The 21,060-nt window shown below is 61.8% G+C and carries 19 protein-coding genes and 1 pseudogene; 11 read left to right on the top strand and 9 right to left on the bottom strand.

Annotated elements, in window-relative coordinates; genetic code table 11:
• The first annotated feature begins 125 nt into the window (after positions 1 to 125).
• Entirely contained in the window at positions 126 to 2,579 is a 2,454-nt protein-coding gene (locus NN662_RS07825; RefSeq protein ID WP_261931901.1) for an ATP-dependent helicase, read from the top strand.
• A gap of 311 nt (positions 2,580 to 2,890) precedes the next feature.
• Positions 2,891 to 3,181, top strand: a pseudogene (locus NN662_RS07820) (GIY-YIG nuclease family protein).
• A gap of 399 nt (positions 3,182 to 3,580) precedes the next feature.
• Here the strand turns inward: NN662_RS07820 and NN662_RS07815 are convergent.
• On the bottom strand, positions 3,581 to 4,327 hold the full coding sequence (locus tag NN662_RS07815) for a polysaccharide deacetylase family protein (protein ID WP_261929727.1): 747 nt from the start codon (positions 4,325 to 4,327) through the stop codon (positions 3,581 to 3,583).
• A 153-nt stretch (positions 4,328 to 4,480) separates the two neighbouring features.
• Here NN662_RS07815 and pncA point away from each other — a divergent pair, with 153 nt between their 5' ends.
• The 3 genes from pncA to panB all read left to right on the top strand — a co-directional run bounded on the left by pncA (position 4,481) and on the right by panB (position 6,934).
• A complete protein-coding gene (gene pncA / locus NN662_RS07810; protein WP_261929726.1) occupies positions 4,481 to 5,110 on the top strand; it encodes a bifunctional nicotinamidase/pyrazinamidase in 630 nt (209 codons plus the stop codon).
• A 104-nt stretch (positions 5,111 to 5,214) separates the two neighbouring features.
• On the top strand, positions 5,215 to 6,084 hold the full coding sequence (gene panC / locus NN662_RS07805; protein ID WP_261929725.1) for a pantoate--beta-alanine ligase: 870 nt from the start codon (positions 5,215 to 5,217) through the stop codon (positions 6,082 to 6,084).
• Between the two features lie 19 nt (positions 6,085 to 6,103).
• Entirely contained in the window at positions 6,104 to 6,934 is an 831-nt protein-coding gene (gene panB / locus NN662_RS07800) for a 3-methyl-2-oxobutanoate hydroxymethyltransferase (RefSeq protein ID WP_261929724.1), read from the top strand.
• Positions 6,935 to 6,941: 7 nt separating this feature from the next.
• On the opposite strand, the gene NN662_RS07795 is transcribed toward panB, so the two are convergent.
• Positions 6,942 to 7,184, bottom strand: a complete 243-nt coding sequence (locus NN662_RS07795; protein ID WP_261929723.1) for a DUF2164 domain-containing protein — start codon at positions 7,182 to 7,184, stop codon at positions 6,942 to 6,944.
• A gap of 144 nt (positions 7,185 to 7,328) precedes the next feature.
• On the opposite strand from NN662_RS07795, the gene NN662_RS07790 reads away from it, so the two are divergent.
• Together NN662_RS07790 and NN662_RS07785 are read left to right on the top strand one after the other, a co-directional pair.
• A complete protein-coding gene (locus NN662_RS07790) occupies positions 7,329 to 8,048 on the top strand; it encodes an AzlC family ABC transporter permease (protein WP_261929722.1) in 720 nt (239 codons plus the stop codon).
• On the top strand, positions 8,045 to 8,359 hold the full coding sequence (locus NN662_RS07785; RefSeq protein WP_261929721.1) for an AzlD family protein: 315 nt from the start codon (positions 8,045 to 8,047) through the stop codon (positions 8,357 to 8,359). The genes NN662_RS07790 and NN662_RS07785 overlap by 4 nt, the downstream gene beginning before the upstream one ends.
• 10 nt (positions 8,360 to 8,369) lie before the next feature.
• Here the strand turns inward: NN662_RS07785 and NN662_RS07780 are convergent, their stop codons facing one another.
• The 3 genes from NN662_RS07780 to NN662_RS07770 all read right to left on the bottom strand — a co-directional run bounded on the left by NN662_RS07780 (position 8,370) and on the right by NN662_RS07770 (position 11,742).
• On the bottom strand, positions 8,370 to 9,209 hold the full coding sequence (locus tag NN662_RS07780) for a fumarylacetoacetate hydrolase family protein (protein WP_261929720.1): 840 nt from the start codon (positions 9,207 to 9,209) through the stop codon (positions 8,370 to 8,372).
• Positions 9,210 to 9,324: 115 nt separating this feature from the next.
• Positions 9,325 to 11,166 (bottom strand): aminopeptidase P family protein, encoded by a 1,842-nt coding sequence (locus NN662_RS07775; RefSeq protein WP_261929719.1) that lies wholly within the window; start codon positions 11,164 to 11,166, stop codon positions 9,325 to 9,327.
• 39 nt (positions 11,167 to 11,205) lie between these two features.
• Positions 11,206 to 11,742, bottom strand: coding sequence for a GNAT family N-acetyltransferase (locus NN662_RS07770; RefSeq protein WP_261931900.1), 537 nt, complete (start codon positions 11,740 to 11,742; stop codon positions 11,206 to 11,208).
• A 237-nt stretch (positions 11,743 to 11,979) separates the two neighbouring features.
• Between NN662_RS07770 and NN662_RS07765 the strand changes: the two genes are divergently transcribed.
• On the top strand, positions 11,980 to 12,153 hold the full coding sequence (locus NN662_RS07765) for a hypothetical protein (RefSeq protein WP_261929718.1): 174 nt from the start codon (positions 11,980 to 11,982) through the stop codon (positions 12,151 to 12,153).
• Positions 12,154 to 12,330: 177 nt separating this feature from the next.
• Here the strand turns inward: NN662_RS07765 and NN662_RS07760 are convergent, their stop codons facing one another.
• Positions 12,331 to 13,209, bottom strand: coding sequence for a 50S ribosomal protein L11 methyltransferase (locus NN662_RS07760; protein ID WP_261929717.1), 879 nt, complete (start codon positions 13,207 to 13,209; stop codon positions 12,331 to 12,333).
• Positions 13,210 to 13,230: 21 nt separating this feature from the next.
• On the bottom strand, positions 13,231 to 13,833 hold the full coding sequence (locus NN662_RS07755; protein ID WP_261929716.1) for an SCO family protein: 603 nt from the start codon (positions 13,831 to 13,833) through the stop codon (positions 13,231 to 13,233).
• Positions 13,834 to 14,066: 233 nt separating this feature from the next.
• Between NN662_RS07755 and NN662_RS07750 the strand changes: the two genes are divergently transcribed.
• The gene (locus NN662_RS07750) at positions 14,067 to 16,106 is read left to right on the top strand and encodes a HAMP domain-containing methyl-accepting chemotaxis protein (protein WP_315972586.1); all 2,040 of its coding nucleotides are present in this window, start codon (positions 14,067 to 14,069) and stop codon (positions 16,104 to 16,106) included.
• A 2-nt stretch (positions 16,107 to 16,108) separates the two neighbouring features.
• Positions 16,109 to 16,573 carry a chemotaxis protein CheW gene (locus NN662_RS07745; protein WP_261929715.1) on the top strand — a complete coding sequence of 155 codons (465 nt, stop codon included), beginning with the start codon at positions 16,109 to 16,111 and terminating at the stop codon, positions 16,571 to 16,573.
• Between the two features lie 300 nt (positions 16,574 to 16,873).
• Here the strand turns inward: NN662_RS07745 and NN662_RS07740 are convergent, their stop codons facing one another.
• A complete protein-coding gene (locus NN662_RS07740) occupies positions 16,874 to 17,356 on the bottom strand; it encodes a CreA family protein (RefSeq protein WP_261929714.1) in 483 nt (160 codons plus the stop codon).
• Between the two features lie 214 nt (positions 17,357 to 17,570).
• Here NN662_RS07740 and NN662_RS07735 point away from each other — a divergent pair, with 214 nt between their 5' ends.
• A complete protein-coding gene (locus NN662_RS07735) occupies positions 17,571 to 19,646 on the top strand; it encodes a DEAD/DEAH box helicase (protein WP_261929713.1) in 2,076 nt (691 codons plus the stop codon).
• A gap of 55 nt (positions 19,647 to 19,701) precedes the next feature.
• Here NN662_RS07735 and NN662_RS07730 read toward each other — a convergent pair whose 3' ends face one another.
• Positions 19,702 to 20,907 carry an acyltransferase family protein gene (locus NN662_RS07730; RefSeq protein WP_261929712.1) on the bottom strand — a complete coding sequence of 402 codons (1,206 nt, stop codon included), beginning with the start codon at positions 20,905 to 20,907 and terminating at the stop codon, positions 19,702 to 19,704.
• Positions 20,908 to 21,060 lie beyond the last annotated feature (153 nt).

The raw sequence follows: 21,060 nt of genomic DNA, 5'->3' as shown, positions 1-21,060 counted from the left end.
CAATTTGGTCATGTTCGATCACACTTCCGTTTGATCTCACCGTAAACCCCATCAATTCACGGGGTAAGTGCGCCTTTTGTTCTCTTTCTTTTGCCTTTTGGAACCGAATCACTACATTGAGCCGCATGATCGGTGGTTATGACGATATTCCCTTTTTCGACGAGGAACCCGAACCCAGGACGCCCGCTCCCCATGCGCCGGCGTCCGGCGGCATCGCCGCCCGTGCGATGGCCGCTCGCGGCCAGCATCGCGCCCCGGATTACCTCGCCGGCCTGAACCCGGAACAGCGCGATGCGGTAGAGACGACGGAAGGCCCGGTGCTGGTTCTGGCCGGCGCCGGCACGGGCAAGACCCGCGTGCTGACCACCCGCATCGCCCATATTCTCTCGACCGGACACGCCTTCCCCTCGCAGATCCTTGCCGTGACCTTCACCAACAAGGCGGCGCGCGAGATGAAGGAGCGCATCGGCCTGCTGCTCGGCGACGCCGTCGAAGGCATGCCCTGGCTCGGCACCTTCCACTCGATCGGCGTCAAGCTGTTGCGCCGCCACGCCGAAGTCGTCGGCCTCCGGTCCGATTTTTCCATCCTCGACACCGACGACGTCATCCGGCTGATCAAGCAGATCATCCAGGCCGAGGGTCTCGACGACAAGCGCTGGCCGGCCAAGCAGTTCGCCGGCATGATCGACAACTGGAAGAACAAGGGGCTGACGCCGGAGCAGATTCCCGAGGGCGACGCCCGCGCCTTTGCCAATGGCAAGGGCCGCGAACTCTACAAGGCCTATCAGGATCGGCTAAAGACGCTGAACGCCTGCGATTTCGGCGACCTGCTTTTGCATCCGATCCACATCTTCCGCAGCGAGCCCGGCATCCTCAAGGATTACCATCGCCGCTTCAAATACATCCTCGTAGACGAGTATCAGGACACCAACACCGCCCAGTACATGTGGCTGCGGCTTCTGGCCCAGCGGCCGAAGGGCGAGCCGATCAATGTCTGCTGCGTCGGCGACGACGACCAGTCGATCTATGGCTGGCGCGGTGCCGAGGTCGACAACATCCTGCGCTTCGAGAAGGATTTTCCGGGAGCCAAGGTCATCCGGCTCGAACGAAACTACCGCTCGACCGAGCATATTCTCGGCGCTGCCGGCCACCTGATCGCCCACAACGAGGGGCGCCTGGGCAAGACGCTCTTCACCGACCGCACCGATCCGGACGACGACAAGGTGCAGGTCCACAATGCTTGGGATTCGGAGGAAGAGGCCCGCGCCATCGGCGAGGAAATCGAGCAGCTCCAGCGCGAGAAGCACGAGCTCAACGACATGGCGATCCTGGTGCGCGCGTCCTTCCAGATGCGCGAATTCGAAGACCGCTTCGTCACGCTCGGCCTCAACTACCGCGTCATCGGCGGCCCGCGCTTCTACGAGCGGCTTGAGATCCGCGACGCCATGGCCTATTTCCGCCTCGTCTGCCAGCCGGCCGACGACCTCGCCTTCGAGCGCATCATCAACACGCCGAAGCGCGGCCTTGGCGACGCCAGCGTCCGCCAGCTGCACGATTACGCCCGCGCCCGCGACATTCCGATGCTGGCCGCCGCAGCGGCAGTGATCGAGACCGACGAGTTCAAGCCGAAGCCGCGCAAGGCGCTGTTCGACGTCGTCACCGATTTCCGCCGCTGGCAGTCTTTGCTGGAAAACACGCCGCATACCGAACTTGCCGAACAGATCCTCGACGAGAGCGGCTATACGGCCATGTGGCAGGCCGACAAGTCGGCTGAAGCGCCGGGCCGGCTGGAAAACCTGAAGGAACTGATCCGCTCGATGGAGGGGTTCGAGTCGCTGCGCGGCTTCCTCGAACACGTCTCGCTGGTCATGGATGTCGAGCAAAACGAAAACCTCGACGCCGTGTCAATCATGACGCTGCATTCGGCCAAGGGGCTCGAATTCGACACCGTCTTCCTGCCCGGCTGGGAGGAAGGCCTGTTTCCGCACCAGCGCTCGCTCGATGAAAGCGGCCGCGCCGGACTGGAGGAAGAGCGCCGCCTCGCCTATGTCGGCATCACGCGGGCCAAGCGCCGCTGCCATATCTGGTTCGTTAACAACCGCCGCATTCACGGCCTCTGGCAGTCGACCATCCCGTCACGCTTCCTCGACGAACTGCCGACGACCCATGTCGAGGTCGCCGAGGTCGAGACCTCCTATGGCGGCTATGGGCGCGGCAGCTACGGCCAGTCGCGCTTCGACACGGCCGACCCTTTCAGCAATTCCTATTCGACGCCCGGCTGGAAGCGCGCCCAGGCCAACCGCTCCGAGGCGACCCGCTCGAACTGGGGCAACCGCTCCGGCCACGCCGTCGAACGCATCGGCTACGGCGAAGCCGGCCCGCGCGGCCGCACCATCGACGGCGAACTCGTCGCCAAGTCGACCACCGACACCCCGTCCGCCTTCACCGTCGGCGACCGCGTCTTCCACCAGAAATTCGGCAACGGCAACGTCTCCGCCATCGAGGGCAACAAGCTCACGGTGGATTTCGACAAGGCCGGGCAGAAACGCGTGCTGGACGGGTTCGTGGCGCGGGTGTGAGGGAACTGCGCACTCACGTTTAAGCTAGTTCTTCTCGGCTCGTGGACACGAGCCGGCTGGATCCCCGGGACAAGCCCGAGGATGAGGGCAGAGTTTTTGGCGCCTCTTGTGCCAGAAGACAGGTCGTGCTTGCCGTGATGTGATTACCCTATCGTTCACCCGTCTCCAAGCAATGGAGCGGATATTGCTGGTCGAGGTGCATCCCCATGCTCCCTCATCCTCGGGCTTGTCCCGGGGATCCAGCAGCGCGAAGTCTTTCGCGCGAAAGAATCTCATTTGCAATTCAGAGACGCACCCATCATGCTCTTCCCATGAAGGGTTACGTCTATATCCTCGCCTCAAAACGCAACGGCACGCTCTACACCGGTGTCACCCGTCATCTGCCCACGCGTCTCTAAGAACACCAGAACGAACTCACTCCCGGCTTCACGTCGAGATATGGGGTAAAGACACTGGTCTGGTTCGAGGAGCATGACCTGCTGATCGATGCCATTCAGCGCGAAAAGAACATCAAGAAATGGCCGCGCGCGTGGAAACTGAACCTGATCGAGGAAAACAATCCGCAGTGGGAGGACATCTCGAGCTATTTGCTTGGGCTGTGAAGGACTGGACTCACGTCACTCGCCCGGATGCAGGCGGTGCCTTCCCGCACGTTCATTGAGGCGCACGGCGATCCATCCGGCAAGAACGATACTGGCCGGCAGGACGAGGTAGAAAAAGATTTCCATTCCGGTCATGACTGCAATCCTCCTAGGGACCGTCTTGCCAGTAAATGTAGTGCAACTGCGGCCAAAAGCCAAATCACGGTTCCGGCGACATTGCCCCAGGAGAACGCAGGCGCCGACGACGAATGATTGACGATCGCGGAGGCCGGCGCAATCAGACCCGCGACGACGCAGGCGGTCGAGGTTCGGTCAAGGGAATTTGCCAGCATTTTTGTCCGCTCGTTGTGAATCAGGCTCATGGCAGGATGATAGCCGGTTTTGCAATTCAGGGTAGCCTCACCCGCCCGCCTTCACCGCCCCCGCATCATCCTCCGGCACATCCGCCAGCCGCACGAAGCGATAACCCTTCGCCCGCAGCGTCTCGATGCCCTTGACCACGCCCTCGCCGGCGGCGTGAGTCGGCTGGTTGATGTGGGCGATGACGATGTCGCCGTCCTTGGCCGAGCCGATGCGGCGGGCCGAGGCCGAAGCGCCGAGCAGCGAGCCGCCGTCGCCGTTGACGGAGAAGCCGGCGACGCGGTAGCCAAGCGCCTTGATCTCGGTGATTGCCGACGGGCTGTAGACGGCGGTGGCGTCGCGGTACCATTTCGGCTGCGGCGCGCCGGCGGCGGTGATCGCCTTAGCCCCGCCCTCCACCTCACGGCCGATCGCCTCGGTCGAGCCGGCCGCCTTGATTCCGTAGATCGAGATCGGCCGATCGACCGCCGGAATGTGGTTCTCGCCGTGGTCCTCGATCTCGAACAGGTCCGGATGGGCGCGCAGGACATCAAAGGACGCCCGGTTGTATTTCAGCCAGCGGGCAGTAACAAAGATCGTCGCCGGTATCTTCTTCTCGACAAGTTCGCCGAGAATGCGCGGATCGGTGCGGCCCATGCAGGCGTCGAAGGTGAGCGCCACGGTCGGTGTCTGGTGCGGACCGGAAAGATGCAGGACCGGCTCCACCAACCCTTGATGGGTATAGCTGTCGGCAAGAGCGGGCACGGTGACGGCGGCGAGGATGGCAAGAGCGAGGACGAAGCGCATGGGAAATCCAGGATAGCGTGGGACGGTCACTCCATCGCTCTTATCGCGGCTTAATTGCGGCAGGCTGATGCGGCATTTTTGGCCGTTGCGCACCTTGATCCCTGCCCCGACCCTTGGCATCGTGCGGCCCTGTCAAAGAGAAGGACATGCCCCGTGACCAAAGCCCTGCTGCTGATCGACATCCAGAACGGTTTCTGCCCCGGCGGCAACCTGCCCGTGCCGGACGGCGACCAGGTGGTGCCAGTCGCCAACGCCCTGATCGACAGCGGCCGCTACGATCTGATCGTCGCTTCGCAGGACTGGCATCCGGCCGGCCACGGCTCGTTCGCCTCCGCCCATCCGGGCAAGGCGCCGTTTGAAATTGGCGAACTCTCCGGCAAACCGCAGATGATGTGGCCAGACCATTGCGTCCAGGGCACCGCGGACGCCGAACTGCGTCCCGACCTTCATGCCGACCGGATCGACTTCATTCAGCAGAAGGGCCAGAACCCCGCCGTCGACAGCTATTCTGCCTTCCGCGACAACGACCAGGCGGCGCTGACCGGCCTTGCCGACTACATGAAGGCGATGGCAGTAACCGAGATCGATCTCCTGGGTTTGGCCACCGACTACTGCGTCAAGTTTTCCGCGCTCGATGCCGTCGACATGCTGCCGGGCGTCGCAATCCGCTTTGTCGAGGACGGCTCGCGCGGCATCGATCCGGAAGGCGTCCGCCAGGCGATCGAGGAGATGCGGGCAAAAGGCGTCGAAATCGTCTCCAGCCGCTCCCTGTTGGCCGAATAGCTCGGCGTACCCATATCAGCCCCGATGCAATTGCCTTTTTGCAGCGCACAGGTTAGGGAATCGCCGCATCTTTTTTGTGCATCCGTCGGCATGGGAGGACGGACGTGAAGACACTCAAGACCATCGCGGATCTGAGGGAAAGCCTGGCGCCGCACCGCGCCGCCGGCCGCAGCATCGGCTTCGTGCCGACCATGGGCTACCTGCATGTCGGCCACATGGAGCTGGTGCGCCGGGCGCGCGCCGAAAACGACATCGTCGTCGCCTCCATCTTCGTCAATCCGCTGCAGTTCGGCGCCAACGAGGATCTGGCGAAATATCCGCGCGACCTCGCCCGCGACAGCGCCATGCTGGCCAAAGCGGACGTCGATTTCCTGTTCGCGCCGGGCGTCGAGGACATGTATCCGCGGCCGATGGAAACCGTCGTCGACGTGCCGAAGCTCGGAAGCGAGCTGGAGGGCGAGGCTCGCCCCGGCCATTTCGCCGGCGTCGCCACCGTCGTCTCGAAACTCTTCAACATCGTCCAGCCGGACAGCGCCTATTTCGGCGAAAAGGACTACCAGCAGGTCACCATCATCCGCCGCATGGTGGAGGATCTGGCAATCCCCGTCCGAATCGTGCCCGTGCCGACGGTAAGGGAAGCCGACGGCCTCGCCTGCTCCTCGCGCAACGTCTACCTCTCGCCGGAAGAGCGAAAGACTGCCGTCATCGTGCCGCGGGCGCTGGCCGAGGCCGAACGGCTGATCGCCTCGGGCCTCGAGGACGTCGCAGCGCTTGAAGGTGCCATCCGCGATTTCATCCGGGCCGAGCCGCTGGCCAATCCGGAGGTCGTCGCCATCCGCGACGCTGCCACGCTGCAGCAGCCGGGCAATCTCAAGGACAGGCCCGTCCTGCTCCTGCTTTACGTGCGCATCGGCACGACCAAGCTCCTCGACAACCGCGTGCTCGGCCTGAACGCCGGCGCCAAAGCTGCCTGACAGCAAGCGAGTATATGCCATGAGTGTCACCGTCCGCGAAAAGCGGCTCACGCCCGCCGCCATCACCGCCCTCAAGGGCGAGCGTCCGATCGTCTCGCTGACCGCCTACACGACGCCGATCGCCAAGCTGCTCGATCCGCACTGCGATTTCCTGCTGGTCGGCGATTCGCTCGGCATGGTGCTCTACGGCCTGCCGACGACGGTCGGCGTGACGATGGAGATGATGATCGCCCACGGCCAAGCCGTCATGCGCGGCGTCAGCCATGCCTGCGTCATCGTCGACATGCCGTTTGGCTCCTACCAGGAATCCAAGGAGCAGGCCTTCCGCAATGCCGCCCGCATCATGAAGGAAACCGGCTGCGACGGTATCAAGCTTGAGGGAGGCGAGGAAATGGCAGAAACCATCCGCTTCCTGACCACCCGCGGCATTCCGGTGCTGGGCCATATCGGCCTGATGCCGCAGCTCGTCAATGCGACCGGCGGCTACCGCTCGCTCGGGCGCACGGACGAAGAGGCCGACAAGATCCGCCGCGATGCCCGCGCCGTCTCGCTGGCCGGTGCCTTCGCCATGGTCGTCGAAGGCACGATCGAGCCGGTCGCCCGTGAACTCTCCGACGGCAATGCCGCGCCGACGATCGGCATCGGTGCATCGCCCGCCTGCGACGGCCAGATCCTCGTCGTCGACGACATGCTCGGTGTCTTCAACGATTTCAAGCCCCGCTTCGTCAAGCACTTCGCCGAGCTGGCGCCGCAGATTTCGAAAGCGGTTGAAGACTATGCAAGCGAAGTGAAGGCCCGCTCCTTCCCCGGTCCGGAGCATACGTTCCAGATGAAGAAGCAGAAGATCTAGGACGCCGTCAGGCCTCCCGCTCCAGAAGAGAGATCGCCTCGACCACGTCTTCCATCTTCGCGGTTACGAACGCCTGCGCGTCTCTGAGGCCGCGATTGTAGAAGTGGATGCCGATCTCCTTGGCAATGAACTCGAGAAGGAATTCCGCTCCGAGCTGGCCGATATCGACGTCGGCCTCCTCCTGCAGATAGTCCTGCAGACGCCTGGCCAGCGCCAGCTTCTCCTCTTTGGGAAATTCGATCGGTTTCATGGTCGCCTTCACAGATTTTCGGCACGCAACTGCTGCGAGAGCCGTCAGAACCCAATGATGGTTCAATTGTTTGAAAGCGATCATAAGAGAACTGAATTGCTTTGGAAGCCTTAGCGTCCTAAGCCTTGAGCAAAGGGGACAAAAATGAACTCAAGAGAGTTTCTTCTCGGCGTGCGCGGCGGACTGCCGGTGCTGGCCTCGGCACCGTTCGGTCTCCTGTTCGGAGCGCTCGCGACAGCCAACGGCGTGACCTTCGGCGAGGCATCGCTGATGAGCGCGACGATCTATGCCGGCGCCAGCCAGATCGTCGGTATCGAACTGTTCGGCCAGCATGTCCCAGCATGGCTTGTGGTTCTGTCGGTCTTTGCCGTGAATTTCCGCCACATTCTCTATTCCGCGGCTCTTGCGCCTTTCGTGCGCGAATTCGGCGTCCTCCAGCGCGCCCTCACCTTCTTCCTGCTCACCGATCCGCAATTTGCCGAATCGCTGCGTCATTACGAGAAGACGAAATCGCTCACCTTCACCTGGTATCTCGGCTGCGGCACGCTGATCTACGGGCAATGGCTGATCATGACCATGGTCGGAGCCTATTTCGGCCAGCTGATCGGCGATCCGCACGCGCTCGGCCTCGACGTCCTGCTGCCCGTCTATTTCCTCGGGCTCGTCATCGGCTTTCGCAAGCGAAGCCGCTTCCTGCCGATCGTCGGCACCAGCGCCATAGCTTCGACGCTCGCCCTCAAGCTGGTGGGTTCGCCCTGGCACGTCAGCATCGGGGCGATCGCGGGCGTCGCGGTCGCCGCCCTGCTGCCAGTCAGGACCACGCCGGATCAAAATGGCGCTCAGCCGAAGGCGGTGGTCGAATGAGCGACCAGTTTCATCTCGATATGGTTCTGCTGATCCTGGCGTCCGCCATAGTGACCTACCTCACCCGCATCGGCGGATATGTCCTGATCACCCGGCTGAAGACCATGCCGCCACGGCTGGAAGCGGCGCTGAACGCCGTGCCGGCGGCGGTGCTGACGACGCTCTGGGCACCAGCATTCGTCTACGGCGGCTACGATGTGAAGATCACCATAGCCGCCGCACTTGTGATTGGCTTGCGCTACTCGCAGATCGTGACGATCGTCGCCGCACTGGCGATCATCCTCCTCCTGCGGCACGGCTTCGGCCTTTGATCGCCGCGCCTCAGGCGTCGGCGACGAAGGTCTGCTTCTGGCTGCCGAGGCCCTCGATGCCGAGTTCGACGACTTCGCCGGGCTTCAGGTAACGCGGCGGCTTCATGCCCATGCCGACGCCTGGGGGCGTGCCGGTGGAAATGATGTCGCCCGGCTGCAGGCTCATGAACTGGCTGAGATAGGACACCAGGAACTTCACGCCATAGACCATGGTTGCCGAAGAACCGTTCTGCATCGTCTCGCCATTGACCTTCAGCCACATGTTGAGCGCCTGCGGATCGGCGATTTCGTCCTTGGTCACCAGCCAGGGACCGACCGGGCCGAACGTGTCGCAGGACTTGCCCTTCGTCCACTGGCCGGACCGTTCGGTCTGGAAGGCGCGTTCGGACACGTCATGGCTGACGCAGTAGCCGGCGACGTAGTCGAGCGCATCGGCTTCGCTGACATATTTCGCCGTCTTGCCGATGACGACGCCGAGCTCGACTTCCCAGTCGGTCTTTTCAGAGCCGCGCGGGATCAGCACGTTATCGTAGGGGCCGCAGATCGCCGAGGTCGCCTTCATGAAGATCACCGGCTCTGGCGGCACCGCCATGCCGGATTCGGCGGCGTGGTCGGAGAAGTTCAGGCCGATGCAGATGAACTTGCCGGTACCGGCAACGCACGGGCCTACACGCCCGTCGATGACCGGCAGGCTCGAGAGATCGATCTTGGCGATCTTGGCCAGCCCTTCCGGCGAGATGGCGTCGCCGCCGATATCGGCCACGTGGCCGGACAGGTCACGGATCTTGCCGTCACCATCGACAATGGCGGGCTTCTCGGCACCCGGCGCACCGACACGCATCAGTTTCATCTTGTTTCCTCCTTAGCGAGTTCTCGATTTCACTGCAGCGATCTCTACCGCTTGCCCGCATGATGACAAGGCCAGAATCCGGCAAAATTGTCCGGTCAGGCACGAAAACACCTTTTCACGAATGAACGGAAAACGGCGTCGTTGCAGCGTCCAGCCAGGCCCTGACGGCCATCTCGTCGATGAAGGGCATCAGCTTCTCCCGAACCTCGGCGTGATAAGCATCGATCCATTGCAGCTCCTCGCGGGTCAAGAGATCGGTGACGATCAGCCGCTTGTCGATCGGGCAGAAGGTGATCGTCTCGAAGCCGAGCATCGGCCTGTCGCCGCCGGCGATCTCTACCTCTTCCCGGACGACGATCAGGTTCTCGATGCGGATGCCGAAGGCGCCCGGCCGGTAATAGCCCGGCTCGTTGGAAAGGATCATGCCGGGTAGCAGCTCCTGCGTCGAGAGCCGGGAGATGCGCTGCGGACCCTCATGCACCGAGAGATAGGCGCCGACGCCGTGACCGGTGCCATGGCCGTAATCCGCCCCCGCCTTCCACAGCGCGATGCGGGCCAGCGGATCGAGGTCGCAGCCGCGCGTGCCCTTGGGGAAGCGGGCGAGCGAAATGGCGATCATGCCCTTCAGGACCAGCGTGAAGAAGGTCTTCTGCTCCTCCGGCACCTCGCCGATCGCGACCGTCCGGGTAATGTCCGTCGTGCCGTTGACATATTGCGCGCCGGAATCCACGAGATACATCTCGCCGGCCTTCAGCGGCCGGTCGGTCGCCGTCGTCACTCGGTAGTGAATGATCGCCGCGTCCGGACCGGCGCCGGAAATCGTCTCGAACGATACGTCCTTCAGCGCGTTCTGCATCCGCTCGCCGACCCTGGCGCGGGCAGCCTCCAGCGCCTTCGCCGCCGCGATTTCCGTCACGTCGCCCGGCTCGGACGTATCGAGCCAGTGGAGAAAGGCGCACATGGCCGCACCGTCCTGCAGATGCGCGGCGCGCGAACCGTTGAGCTCGGCCGCATTTTTGCAAGCACGCGGCAGCTGCGCCGGATCGCTGCCCTCGACCGCCTCACCGCCCGCATCGCGTATGGCCTGCGTCAGGAAATAGGACGCCGAACCGCTGTCGACCAGAATACGGCCACTGTCGACGGCAATCGCTGCCAGCCGCTTCGAAAGCGTATCCGGAGGAAACAGCGTGGCGAGCGCCGAAAGATGATCCATCGCCGCACCCTTGATCTTCTCGCCGTCACAGAACAGCTCCGCCCGCCCGTCGGCATGGATGATCGCCCGTGCCAGCGGATGCGGCGTGTGCGGCACGTCGTTGCCGCGGATATTGAATGCCCAGGCGACCGAGGACGGATCGGACAGCAGGACGGCCGAACATTTCTCCTCCGCCAGCCCCTCGGCGATCGTCGCGATCTTCTCGGCGGCCGGCTTTCCGGCGATGTGCTCCGGCTGAACCGCAATCGGCTCGCAGGGCTCGGCCGGGCGATCGTCCCAGATCGCATCGACCGGGTTCTCATCGAGGATCACCAGCGTACCGCCACTTTTTTCCAGCGCCTTTTCGAGCCTGCGCACGTCGGCGCCCGTATGAAGCCTCGGATCGATGCCGACCCGCAAGCCCGGCGCCGCGTGCGTCTTCAGCCAGACATGCGGCGGTGCATTCACCAGATCCCCCCCAGAAAAGACCTCGCCATCGACTTGGCTGACAAGCTGCGTCGTGTAGCGACCGTCGACGAAGACGACCGCCTCGTTGCGCCCGATGAAGGCAATGCCCGCCGATCCCGTGAACCCCGTCAGCCAGGACAGCCGTTCGGCCGAGGCCGGCACATATTCCCCCTGATATTCGTCCGCCCGCGGCACCAGAAAAGCATCGATGCCGAGCCCGTCGAAACGGGCCCGCAAGGCCTCGACCCGGGCGCGGCCGAATTGCGGTGTGGAGGTGACATCAAAGGATTGAAACATGGACGGGGCCTTTCGGCGGCAATGGGATGTCTGTGCGGACTATCTACCTAGCACATCCGTCCGCAGGGAAAAGAGCATGGTGGGAGCTCCATGTAGCTCGACCATGCCTTCTTGCACGAAACCGCACTTTTCCAGCACACGCCGCGAAGCTCCATTTACCGGACGGACGAGACCGACAATCCGACTGCGACGCAAATGCACAGTCCCGTAAGACACTGCGGCTCTGGCCAGCTCGACAGCATATCCACGCCGCCAGAAAGCGGGATCCAGATGATAAGATAGGTTCAATGCATCATAGTGCTCCGATTGCGTGACGCCACCAAATCCGATCAGTTCGCCATCTGCCTCGGCTGCCCATCTTCCGAAGCCAAACTTCCTCCAATGAGAAATCTCGCGCGCCAGCCTGGCTTTCGTCACAACGCGACTGTCCGGCGTAGGATCGGGTCTGTGTGCAACGAGTTCCGGTTTTGCGAAGAGCGCCGTCATGAAAGACAAGTCACGCTGGTCCGGCGGCCGAAGTGTCAATCTGGATGTATGGATGATCAGATTTCGAAAATCGGAGGCTGGATGCGACATAGGAAAGGGCCAACTCTCAAGTTCCAGTTGCGGGTACACTGATCGCATCCATCGGCGGCGGCAAGTTCGATAATGAAAGCCCTGCAAAAATGTACAACCCGCCGATAAATGCTGCACCGCACTATGCGTTTGCTGCATAGCACCCATGACCTAAACCCCCTGCCTGAAGCCGAAAGGATTCACTATCTTCCAATCATCGAACGGGGCAACAAACACCCGGTATGAAAGGAATTCGAAATGAGCAACTCCTTCTTCCGCGCAGCTTACAACAATCTGGTTTCGGCACGCGAACGTCAGGTCCGCCGCTATGTCAACGGCGCGCTTCTCAACCTCGACGACGAATCGCTGAAGGCCATGGGTACGTCCCGCGAAGAACTCCGCCGCAAGGGCGCAACGAGCTACGTATTCTGATTAACGCCGTCTCGGCTCTCCTCCTCCTCCCAAACCGGGACGGTTAAAGGAATACGCTAGAGCCCGCTTGAGCATCCTCCTCCTCCCAGCTCGCGGGCAACAACAGGAAAGGCGGCACCTCCTCCCGGTGCCGCCTTTTCCTTTTGAGCTTTCAAATACCAGTCAGATCAGATCAGTTCAGCACCGATCCAGATGGATCGTCACCCAGCCATTGCGCCAGATCGTGCGCACATGGCGCAGGCCTGCGCCGTTATAGGCGGAGAGCACCTTCCAGCGCTGGCTGGCCAGGATGCCGGACAGGATGACCGAGCCGCCGGGCGCCAGATGGCCGACGAGCTGCGGCGCCATCTTCATCAGCGGCCGCGCCAGAATGTTGGCGATGATCAGGTCGAACGGGCCGTGGTCGACAAAGGCCCGCGAATGGAATCCCGGCGCCGTCACCAGATCGATGCCCGACCGGATTTCGTTGAGACGGCAATTCTCCTTCGCGACGTCGACGGCGACCGGATCGATGTCGGTCGCAAGAACCGGCACGCGCTTCAGCCTTCTCACGGCAATCGCGAGCACACCGCTGCCGGTGCCGAGGTCGAGCGCGTTGGTGACGCGTCTGGCCCGAATGACCGAATCGATCATCTCCAGGCAGCCGGCCGTCGTGCCGTGGTGGCCGGTGCCGAACGCCTGGCCCGCGTCGATCTCGATCGGCAGGTCGCCCGGCAGGACCTTGTCGCGATCATGCGAACCATGGACGATGAAGCGCCCCGCCCTCACCGGCTTCAACCCTTCGAGCGACTTGGCGATCCAGTCGATCTCGGGCAGCACTTCCTTCTCGATGGACAGCTTGGCAAAACCCGGCGCCAGCAGGCAGGCGAATTCCGCGCGAATGTCGGCCTCTTCTTCTTCCTGCAGGTAGACGCTCGCCTCCCAGAGGTCGCGCTTCTCGTCGATCTCCATTGTCGCGATCGCATAGCCGCGATCCTCGAAGACATCGGTCATCAATCCGAGAATGACATCAGCGTCACGTTCGGAGGTCGTCACGTAGAGGCGGATCTGGCTCACTGTCTAAGGTCTTTCCCGGTCTCAGCCGGCAATCAGGTTCTGAAGCTTCTTGATGGCGACGTCGGTGTCCTCGCCATAGGCGATAGTACCCGAAAAGCGACCGCCGCCGTCAAGCAGGAAGACGGATGCCGTATGGTCCATCGTATAGTCGCCGTCCGGCGCATTCGGATCGATCGGCACCTTCTTGGCATAGATGTGGAACTCGCGAACCATGTCGCCGATCTTGTCGGCAGGTCCTGATATGCCGGTGATCCGCTTGGAAACGTTCGACACATACTGGTTCATGGTCTCCGGCGTATCGCGCTCGGGATCGACGGAAACAAAATAGGCCTGCAGCTTGTCGCCGTCCGGATCGACCTGCTTCAGCCATCCGTCGAGCTCGAACAGCGTCGTCGGGCAGACATCCGGGCAATGCGTGTAGCCGAAGAACAGCACCGTCGGCTTGCCGTCGCGAAACGCCGCTTCGGTGATCTTCGAACCTTGCTGCGTCACCAGTTCGAAGGGGCCGCCATAGGGTCCTTCGGCAAGCTTGCTGCTGGATCTTGTGTATTCCATCGCGAACCAGCCGGCGAGCCCGACGAGAACGACGGCAGATACGATGACCGCTAAGAGCCTTGGTTTCATCACAGACCTTCCAAAATCCGGGCGCCACACGCCACAATCAGCGTCGTCATACTTGCAGAGCGCCATCGAGGCAACAGGAGCGAGCGCGTCATAAAGCCCCTGCCATCCAAGGGAAACGAAAACCCGCGTTTCGCGTGGTTAGCGCTTCGTTAAATGATTATGGCGATAATTGGACTCCGGGCGCTCTCTGCGGAGAGTCGCGGGTGGGAACAGTATTCGACGTGGGAACCAACGTGAGCACCAGTGTGAGCAAGAACATTACGGTCAGCCGCCGCCTCTGGATGGCCGGCTTCGGCGCTTTTGCCGGCCTTGGCGCGACCATTGCAATTTCGGCCTATGGCAACATATCCGTCAACAAGGCCCTCAGCGGCTCGGTGGCAGCCGAACAGTTCAACCAGCAGATCACGGGCATGCGGCTCGCCAACACCGAGCTCGTCCTTGCAGCGATGGATTCGATCATCGACGCGGATGCCAAGGCGATCCCTGCCGATCGCATGAACATCATCACGCAGAATTCCGAACTCCTGAAGAACGGCACATCCGAACTCGTCGGCCTGGCCAAGTCACAGGGGCTGACGGACATCGCCGACACCCTGACCAACGATATCAACGCCCTGACGGCAGCCATCCAGACCGATCTCGTCACCATGATCCAGACGGGCGCCGACCCCAGCGCCTACGCCAAGATCGACGATGTCATCGACGGCGCCGGCGAGCGGGTGACGCAATCGCTGGCGACGCTGGCCGAAGCCGCCGGAAAGCTCCAGTTCCAACACATCCAGAACGCGGGCAACTCCGTCACCAGCTCCTTCTACATCCAGCTTCTGGCGGGCCTTGCCGCGCTGGCCGCGGTATCGCTGATCGTCTCCTGGCAGTCACGCAACATCCTGCGGGGCATCCGCAATCTCCGCGACAGCCTGCAGCATATCGCCAGCGGCGATTACGACAGCGCCGTCGGCAGCATCGAGCGCGGCGACGAGATCGGCGACATGGCCCGTTCCGCCGATATCCTGCGCGCAGCAGCCCTCGAAAAGCGCCGGGTCGAAGCCGATGCGGCGCTTGCCCGCAATCAGCGCGAAGCCGAACAGAACCAGCGCGTGGCGACCCATGAACGCGAGGAAGCCGAAATCCGCCATGCGGTCGACGCCCTTGCCGCAGGTCTCACGAAACTTGCCGACGGCGATCTGAGCCATGACATCGCCGAGCCGTTCCGGGCCGACCTCGAGCGCCTGCGGACCGACTACAACAGCGCACTTATCAAGCTGCGCGGCGTCATGCAGGTCATCCGCGAACAGTCGAGCGCCATCCATGCCAATGGCAGCCAGATGCGCACTGCAGCCGATGATCTCGCCCGCCGGACCGAGCAGCAGGCCGCCTCCCTCGAAGAAACCTCCTCGGCGCTCGACCAGATCACCGCGACCATGCGCAATGCCACGGCCCGCGCCGAAGAAGCGACCCGCCTCGTCGGTCATACCAAGTCGCGCGCCGAACATTCGTCGACTGTCGTCACCGAGGCGATGGAAGCGATGGGCCGCATCGAGACCGCGTCCGCCGAAATCGGCAAGATCATCAACGTCATCGACGAGATCGCCTTCCAGACCAACCTCCTGGCCCTGAATGCCGGCGTCGAGGCTGCCCGCGCCGGTGAAGCCGGCAAGGGCTTTGCCGTCGTCGCGCAGGAAGTCCGCGAACTTGCAGGCCGCGCAGCAGGTGCTGCCAAGGACATCAAGCATCTCGTCGCCCGCTCCAGCGGAGAGGTGCAGACCGGCGTCCAGCTGGTAACGGCCACCGGCACGGCTCTCAGCGAAATCCGCGGAGATGTGGTCCAGATCAACGATCACATGCAGTCCATCGTCGTCGCGGCCCGCGAGCAGAGCGCGGGCCTCAACGAAATCAACACGGCCGTCGGCCAGATGGACCATGTCACCCAGCAGAACGCCGCCATGGTCGAAGAGACCAATGCGGCAAGCCACACGCTGCATCAGGACACGGTCAGGCTCGAGGAGGTCGTCGGCCAGTTCCGGCTCGGCGATCGCAACGAAGCCTTCGTCCGGCCGTCGGTGGCAACGCATTCGGCCGCGCCCGCGGCGAGCCCTCGTCCGGCCGCCTCAGCGCCGAAACCTGCCCCCTTCCGCACACCGGTCAAGGCCGCCGATCCGGCTGCCAACCGACCGCGCAATTCGCCAGCACATTCGTTGATGGGCAAGGTTGCCTCCGCCTTCAACGCTCCAGCCAAAACCTCAAGCTCAACGGACAATTGGGAAGAGTTCTGATCATGACCAATGCCATCAAACAAACCGGTTCCTATCTCGAAATCGTCTCTTTCCATCTTGGCGAGCAGGAGTTCTGCATCGACATCATGGCCATCCGCGAAATCCGCGGCTGGGCACCGGTCACCCCGATGCCGCACACGCCGGATTACGTGCTGGGCCTCATCAACCTGCGCGGCGCCGTGATCCCCGTCATCGACATGGCCTGCCGCCTCGGCATGCCGATGACCGAGCCGTCCGAACGTTCGGCCATCATCGTCACGGACATCAACGGCAAGCTGGTCGGCCTGCTGGTCGAACAGGTCTCCGACATGATGACCATCAAGTCGGAAGCCCTGCAGCCGGCGCCGGAAATCATCCCGGAAGTCCAGCGCGATTTCTGCCGCGGCATCGTCGCTCTCGAAAAGAGCATGGTCTGCTTCCTGAACCTCGACACGGTCATCGCCGAACAGTTGCAACAGGCAGCCTGAAGCCTGACATGATCGCGCGATCGCAAACCGGGGGCCCGCGCCTCCGGTTTCTTCGTTTTCATGCCCGGAATGAAAAAAGCGGCAGGTGGAGAGGTGATCCAACCTGCCGCATGAGCGAGATACAGACAGTCGTCGGATTTTCACCCGTGAGCCAATCCCGTATCTCTGCCAGAATTGCCACAACGACCGTCGCGTTAAAATGACAAACGCACCAATTGCTGGTTGATCAAGGATATTTGATCGCCGCGATCGCCCTTCTACACCATATGGGTGAAGGCGATGAAAATGCGGGAACCGGGATCACTTCTTCTCCCACTGCACATCCTGGCCGAACAGAGGCACCGTCGAGATCGCCATCTTCGCAGAACCATCCGTGACCTGGCGCGAATGCACGAGGTAGATCAGCGTGTTGTTCGGCTTGTCGTAGATCCGGTTGACCACCAGCTTCTTCCAGATCAGCGAGCGGCCTTCCTTGAACACCTCTTCTCCCTCCTCCCCCATGTCGATGTCGCCTATCTTGATCGGGCCGGTTTGACGGCAGGCGATCGAACTGTTGGAGGGGTCCTCGAACCAGTTGCCCTTGCTCAGGCGATCGATGATCGACCGGTCGAAATAGGTCACGTGGCAGGTCACGCCCTCGATCTTCGGATCGCTCAGCGCATCGACGATGATGTCGTTGCCGACCCAGTCGACACCGACCTTGCCGACCACTTCGGCACTGGCGGACGCGGACAGACCGGCGAAACCGGCAATGAGGGCCATGGCGGCAATTTTGAAGCGCATCCTGATCTCCTTTGGACGTGATGATCCATAGGTAAGGCCGGCCCGCCGTTTTGCAAGATTGCCTGCCGTTGCCGCGTTTTCGAAATATCCGCTGTACATTCGGGCCTTTGACGGCTAGGAACGCTGCAAATTGGCCGGCGGACGGCAATGCTGTCCACCACGCGAGACGTGCGTGCAAGGGTCCACCAAACCCCTTTATTCGAAAGACTGATCCATGACTGATATTGACGGCATCGTTTCGACGATCGCCGAGGCCCTGCGCAAGCGCGGCTACGACACCCTCACCCCGGTCCAGACCGCGATGATCGATCCCGATCTCGTCGACCGCGACGTCCTCGTCTCGGCCCAGACCGGCTCCGGCAAGACGGTTGCCTTCGGCCTGGCGCTGGCGCCGAACCTGCTCGAGGAAGACGGACGCTTCGAACGCGCGGCAACGCCGCTGGCACTCGCCATCGCCCCGACCCGCGAACTGGCCATGCAGGTCAAGCGCGAACTCGAATGGCTCTACGAGATGACCGGCGCGAGCCTTGCCACCTGCGTCGGCGGCATGGACGTGCGCACCGAGCGCCGCGCGCTGGAACGCGGCGCCCATATCGTCGTCGGCACGCCGGGCCGCCTGCGCGACCACATCACCCGCGGCGCGCTCGACCTTTCCGACCTGCGCGCCGTCGTTCTCGACGAAGCCGACGAAATGCTCGACCTCGGCTTCCGCGAAGACCTCGAATTCATCCTCGAAGCCTCGCCCGAGGATCGCCGCACGCTGATGTTCTCGGCCACCGTGCCGCGTTCGATCGCCGATCTCGCCAAGACCTACCAGCGTGACGCCCGCCGTGTCGAAACGGTGTCGGAGAAGAAGCAGCACGTCGATATCGAGTATCGCGCCCTCGTCGTCGCCAATCCCGACCGCGAAAACGCCATCATCAACGTCCTGCGCTATTACGAAGCGAAGAACGCCATCGTCTTCTGTTCGACACGCGCCGCGGTCAACCATCTGACCGCAAGGCTGCACAATCGCGGCTTCTCGGTCGTGGCGCTGTCCGGCGAACTGACGCAGAACGAGCGTACCCACGCGCTGCAGGCCATGCGCGACGGCCGCGCCCGCGTCTGCATCGCGACCGACGTAGCCGCCCGCGGCATCGACCTGCCCGGCCTCGAACTCGTCATCCATGCCGATCTGCCGACCAATTCGGAAACGCTGCTGCACCGCTCCGGCCGCACAGGCCGCGCCGGCAACAAGGGCGTCTCTGCCCTGATCGTGCCGATGAGCGCCCGCCGCAAGGCCGAACGCCTGCTGATGGGCGCCAGCGTCAAGCCGACCTGGGCCCTGCCGCCGACCGCCGACGAGGTGATCGAGCGCGACAACGAGCGCCTGCTCGTCGATCCGTCCCTGAACGATGCCGTCAGCAATGACGAGGCGCCGCTGGTCGCGCGTTTGCTCGAAGCCCACGGCGCCGAAAAGCTCGCCGCAGCCTTCCTGCGCCTTCAGAGCGGCCACCGCTCCGCGCCGGAAGACCTGATCCCGGTCACGCTCGAGCCGCAGAAGAAGCGCCGCGAGGGCGAGGATTTCCCCGTCCAGACGACGAAGGGCCGCGACGCCGATTTCGGCCCGAGCCGCTGGTTCTCACTCGCCGTCGGCCGCAACCAGCGCGCCGAGCCGCGCTGGCTGATCCCGATGCTCTGCCGCCACGGCAACTTGACGAAGCGCGACATCGGCCGCATCAAGCTGATGCAGGAGGAAACCTTCGTCGAGATCGCCGAAGCTTCCGCCGAAAGCTTCCTCGTCTCGCTCGGCCCAAACAAGACCATCGACCGCGGCATCAATGTCCGCCCTGTCGACGGCATGCCGGATTTCGCCGCTCCCGAGAGGGAGCGCGCTCCCCGTCCGCCGCGCGACAACGCCGACCGCCCCCGCCGCGATCGCGATGACGCCTACGACAAGCCGCCGCGCAAGGACTGGAAGAAGGACAAGCCGTCAGGCGGCGATTTCGCCGGCAAGAAACCCTATGCCGGCAAGCGCCGCGACGACGACATGCGCAAGGCCGACAACGAGGTCTGGGGCGATCCGAAGCCCGCGGGCGACAAGCCCTTCCGCAAGAGCGACGACAATGCGCCGTGGAAGAAGGCGAAGCCCGCCGGCGGCAAATCCGCCTTCGCTGGCCGCGACAACGGCGACCGCAGAGGCGACAAGCCCGCCTATGCCGGCAAGCCCAAGGGCGGCCCCGGCGGCAAGGGCAAGCCCGGTGGCAAGCCGTTCGGCGGAAAGCCCTTCAAGGGGAAGAAGAAAGGCTAGCGCCAGTTGACATAAACCAACGCGACAGAACTCTATTGAGGCACTTCACTTCCCGTCAGCTGGATGTCGACGTGATTTCACTCTTGGTAAAAACTCTGGAGAGTGAAATGGCCGGTCCCTCGCAGATCAAGAGCAATATCCAAGCGGCGGTCAAAGAAGTGCCGATCTGTACGACCATTGCTGCAGCCATCACCACGCTGTAAGGCATTCCCCATGCGTGCAATGCAAGCGCACATTTGGCGGTACTTGAAATGAGCAAAGGCACATGGATCAAATACAAGGGAAATGACAATTCACCCAAAAATGTAAATGGACGTGCAGACAAAAGTCTTTGCGCGGGCCCATAATTTAGCACTGTAACGAAAATAATTATTGCAGCAATGGCAGAATAAATATCGACGATATTCTTTATTGGGAATGGCAACACATAAGGAAGAGCGAACATCGGAATTGCGAAATCAATTCCCCACCACGGATAAGCACTCCAAGGAACGCTTCCAAACAAAAATCCTAGCGCTAGAAGCGCCGAAGCAGTCAACGAACCTATGGGCTTTGCCCTTGGGTTACATGCGAGAAATGCCCCACACGCGAACAATCCCAGATAAGAGAATGATAAAGCGATCGCGAGTAGCAAAAAAATGTAGGTCCGCAAGTTCGGGCGGGTATAAGGGTCACCCCCTACAAAACGAGTTGCCCGAAAAATAGCAAACAAAAGTAAGGAACCAGCAAACTCGATAGCCATCGTCCAAAGGCTAGGATTGTAGGATAGGGGTTGCGGTACAAGGCCGAGCAATGCTCCATAGGTTCCCTCTGCCAGCGCTGCAGGCAACGATGCCTCCTGCTGATAAATTGTTGTCAGCCAAGTCGATTTTGTAAGCTGAGCCAAATTCGGTTCAAAGGCGATTAGAAATAGAATATAAGAAAATATTGTCGTCACAAGAATTGGCAAACCGAGTCTAATATAGCGGCGCAACACCAAAAATAAGAGATTGACATCTACTCGAATAAGAAACTTACTAATCACATATCCGCTCAACACGAAAAATATCATTACCGGCAATCCCCCTCGCGTAAAAAAAACAAAAGGGGCACCCGCAAAATTGATTTCCCATCCAAAATGAGCTTCTATTGGGGCGCCTGAGACAATCGCGCGATCAAAGCACAATATTGTATGAAATATGACAACGATGACCGATGCAACACCACGAAGACCGTCTAAATGTCGATATCGAAAGTCTTCATTTCTCTGCAAAATTGCCATAGTAATTAATGTCTCCAAAGATGCTTTATTAAACAGACGAGTTGGCAATTCAGAGAATTCAGGTTTTGGAATTCACTCCAACTAAAGAAACGGAAATACCCACAGTGTTGCTCGGTCTGCAGAGACCGCGATAGCGTGCCAAATTATCCGAAC

This window comes from Rhizobium sp. NRK18 (assembly GCF_024385575.1).
Taxonomy (GTDB): domain Bacteria; phylum Pseudomonadota; class Alphaproteobacteria; order Rhizobiales; family Rhizobiaceae; genus JANFMV01.
This window is presented reverse-complemented; position numbering and strand designations above follow the sequence as displayed.